Source organism: Kitasatospora sp. Root107, assembly GCF_001424875.1.
GTDB lineage: Bacteria > Actinomycetota > Actinomycetes > Streptomycetales > Streptomycetaceae > Kitasatospora.
The window spans coordinates 1-2983 of sequence record NZ_LMCT01000063.1; the positions used below are offsets into that span (position 1 = coordinate 1).

At 67.9% G+C, this 2983-nt stretch carries 3 protein-coding genes and 1 pseudogene; 1 reads left to right on the top strand and 3 read right to left on the bottom strand.

What is annotated here, in order from left to right:
- Window positions 1-168: 168 nt before the first annotated feature.
- The 3 genes and pseudogenes from ASC99_RS31215 to ASC99_RS42435 all read right to left on the bottom strand — a co-directional run.
- Window positions 169-738, bottom strand: a complete 570-nt coding sequence (locus tag ASC99_RS31215) for an SMI1/KNR4 family protein (RefSeq protein ID WP_057238395.1) — start codon at window positions 736-738, stop codon at window positions 169-171.
- A 52-nt stretch (window positions 739-790) separates the two neighbouring features.
- The gene (locus ASC99_RS41490) at window positions 791-1804 is read right to left on the bottom strand and encodes a hypothetical protein (protein WP_057238397.1); all 1014 of its coding nucleotides are present in this window, start codon (window positions 1802-1804) and stop codon (window positions 791-793) included.
- Window positions 1805-2593: 789 nt separating this feature from the next.
- Window positions 2594-2826 (bottom strand): annotated as a pseudogene (locus ASC99_RS42435) (transposase); the annotation flags it as partial.
- On the opposite strand from ASC99_RS42435, the gene ASC99_RS39570 reads away from it, so the two are divergent.
- Window positions 2799-2972 (top strand): hypothetical protein, encoded by a 174-nt coding sequence (locus ASC99_RS39570; RefSeq protein WP_162257943.1) that lies wholly within the window; start codon window positions 2799-2801, stop codon window positions 2970-2972. The pseudogene ASC99_RS42435 and the gene ASC99_RS39570 sit on opposite strands and share 28 nt — an antisense overlap.
- The last annotated feature ends 11 nt before the right edge of the window (window positions 2973-2983 follow it).

Here is a 2983-nt window from a genome sequence, read left to right on the forward strand (position 1 = left end):
CACATCCGTCAGATCCGACGGATACCCGCCCCCGGAACCACTCACGCACGGCTCAACGACCCCGCCAGCCACGGGACACGGCAGATCTCAAACACGGTCTAACATGCCTTACCGGATCAGATCTGGGATGAACTGGCTCGATGGCTTGACAACACTAGATAACCACCGTCACATCCCTCGGTCAGGTCCGTGCCAGGGAACGGGGCGATCGCCCGGACTCATGGGCAGGTGTTCGAGATTGACCGGACCGGGGTAGAAATACGTTCCATTGGGATGGATGACTTCCTCGCCAATGAGGTGCCGGTAGAGCCACTCGGCGAAGCTCATGGCATGCTCCCAGTACCCGCCTTCGTCCCGGTCGTGTACCACCACTCTCCAGTCGGGCGTCCGTGGGCTGCGGCTGAGGAAGACGTGGAAGCCGAAGTCGGTCGACAAGGCAGGAATCAGAACTCCGCCAGCACCGGTCTCCGGGTGCGGAAGGCCGTCCCAGTCGGCATCGCGGAAGGCTTGCTCGGTCTCCCGGATGTCCTTGAGAAGGTTCCAACGTGTGGTCGCCGGGTGCTTGAAATAGAGGTGGCTGTTGACCGTGATCGGCGCGTACTCGTCGATGAACTCCTTGTAGTCGCTGGGGAGTTCTGTGCCGACCTCCGACTCAAGACGCGCCCAGCTTTCGGGATCGGCGAAGCGTCGGCCTCCCGGCCCAAGCATCGTGAAGACGGCAGACAGATGGTCGGTCATGGGTTGCACCTCTCGTTCGGTGTAGGAATCGCGGCAAGATCAACGTGGCTCTTCACGTCGTTAGCCCCGGAGGAGGGATTGTTGTTCTTGGGTGCTGGCCATCGGGAACCTCGTTGGTCTGGGCTTCGCCCGCCGGAGTGGGGGCACGGCGGCTGACCTCGGCGGCGTAGGCGACCCAGTCGCCGGCCGATGCCTTCTGCCACTGGACGGCGACCTGGATGTGGACGCCCAGCATCCGGGCACGGATGGCGGCGGGGACCTCGGTGGCGAGGGTGAACAGGGCGGTGGAGCGGTCCTGGCGCGGCTGGAGGCCGATCTTCTGGAGGCGGAGGCCGAGCCGGTCGTCACCGATGGGCTGTCCGGGACGGCCGCCGGGGAATAGCCACGGCGCGTCGTCGGGGGCGCCGATCCTGGCCTTGCCGCGCCGGGTGGCGATGAGGTCGCGCACCAGGCCGGCCAGCGGTTCGGGGAGGACGACAGGTGAGGTGCCGAACGTGATCCCGACCTTGTCGTTGTCGAGGTGGACGTCGTCGACCGTCAGGCGGCTGATGGTGGCGATCTGCTGGGCATAGAGGACCAGCAGCAGGCCGGCGACTCGATCCGAGGTCGCCAGCGTGTCGTCGTGCAGGAGGCGCCTGGCGTCGGCCCAGCGCTTCTCGCTGTCGATCGTCCCGCAGGGTCCTGTCCAGCGCACGGTGCCGTAGGTGAGTCCCTTGGCATGCCGGTGCTGGACGGACCACCGGACGAAGTGGCTGGTCTCGTCCCGGTAGGTGGCCTTGGGGTCGGCAATCCATCGCTCCAGGTCAACCTGGGTGCACGTGCCCAGCGTGAGAGCGCTGTCGGACAGCCAGTCGAGGAAGTTCGCTGCTGCGGTGACGTGGCAGCGTACGTTCAGCGCCTGCAGGTGCGTGGTGTGCTCCTGGCCGAGGCGTCGCCGGAGTCGACGTAGGTGGTGCCAGACCGCGTAGCCGTGCAGGATCCGGCGCTCGGTGAGATCGGTGCGTGCTTGGAGCGCCGAGGTGATCCACTGGTCCAGGGCGACCAGCCGCTCGTCGCGAGGCGGCAAGGCGCCGGTGGCGACCAGGACGCTGCGGAGATGTGCGAGGACCTGCTCGCGGGCAACTCGTCGAGCGTGTCGTGGGTGACGGGCCGTTCGTCACGGCCTATCTGCCGGAGCAGGCCGCCGACCTTCGCGCCCGATAGCCAGAACATGGTGCTTGTGGGGCGTTCGGCTCCGGACAGTGCCTTGTAGAGAGGGACGAGGTCCTGCCGGATCGTGCCCGTGTTGCCGGCCAGGAGGTCGCGTACTTGCCGGTCGAGCGCGCATCGCTGGCAGGGACGGGTGCTGAGCTGCCAGGTGGTGCGGCAGACGGGGCAGCGGCCCCAGTAGTCCGGGTCCGGGTTGGTGCACTTCGCGCACAGGGGTGCATCCCACGTGCCGCTGCGGACGTGGTCGACGGCTCCACAGCCACTGCAGGGCGCCCACCGCAACTGGCACCGGTTGCACCAGGGTTCGCCCGTGACACGGGAGATCTCACAGACTCCTGTCCGTCCGCAGATGCCGCACTGGGCGGCGGTCCTGGGCCGGCAGTTGGCGCAACGTGGTCCGTCGGGAAGCCGAGCGGCGACCTTCTGGCGGCGCCCGCAGTCGCGGCATTCCTCCAGGTTGACGGGGTCACTGACCAGGCAGTTGGGACACAGCGGCCGCCCCTCGGCGTCGCGGGCAGCGGGCTCGCGGACGGAGCCGCAGCGGGTGCAGGGCACAGCCGCGTTGCGGGCGAAGCAGTTGCGGCAGACCCGTTTGCCGTCGAGCACCTTCGACAGGGACTTGACCTCATGGCAGCGGTAGCAGGCCGGATTTGGCGTCGGCGAAGCGGGATCGGTCGTCGCCGATCTCGGCGAGCACCCGGGCGCCGGTGAGTGACCCGAGCCCTGGAAAGCTGGTGATGATCTCGGCGTCCGGGTGCTTCTCAAAGACTCCACCGAGGCTTCGGCGAGTTCGTCCGCGCTGGTGCAGGCGGTGTCCAACTTCCTTGCCAGAGTGATGGTTTGGCGCCCCATTGCCTCCTCGACCAGGGGAAGGTGGCGCGGGTGGCAAGGGCGGCTTCGGCGGCAACGGCGGCGGCACCATGGCGGGCGGCAGTGCGGGCAAACCCGGACAGGCCTCCGCCAACGCCGCACCCGGCCAGGTCGGCGCACACGGCGGCACGGGCTGGGTCTACATCAGCTGGTAGGCCACCAGGCC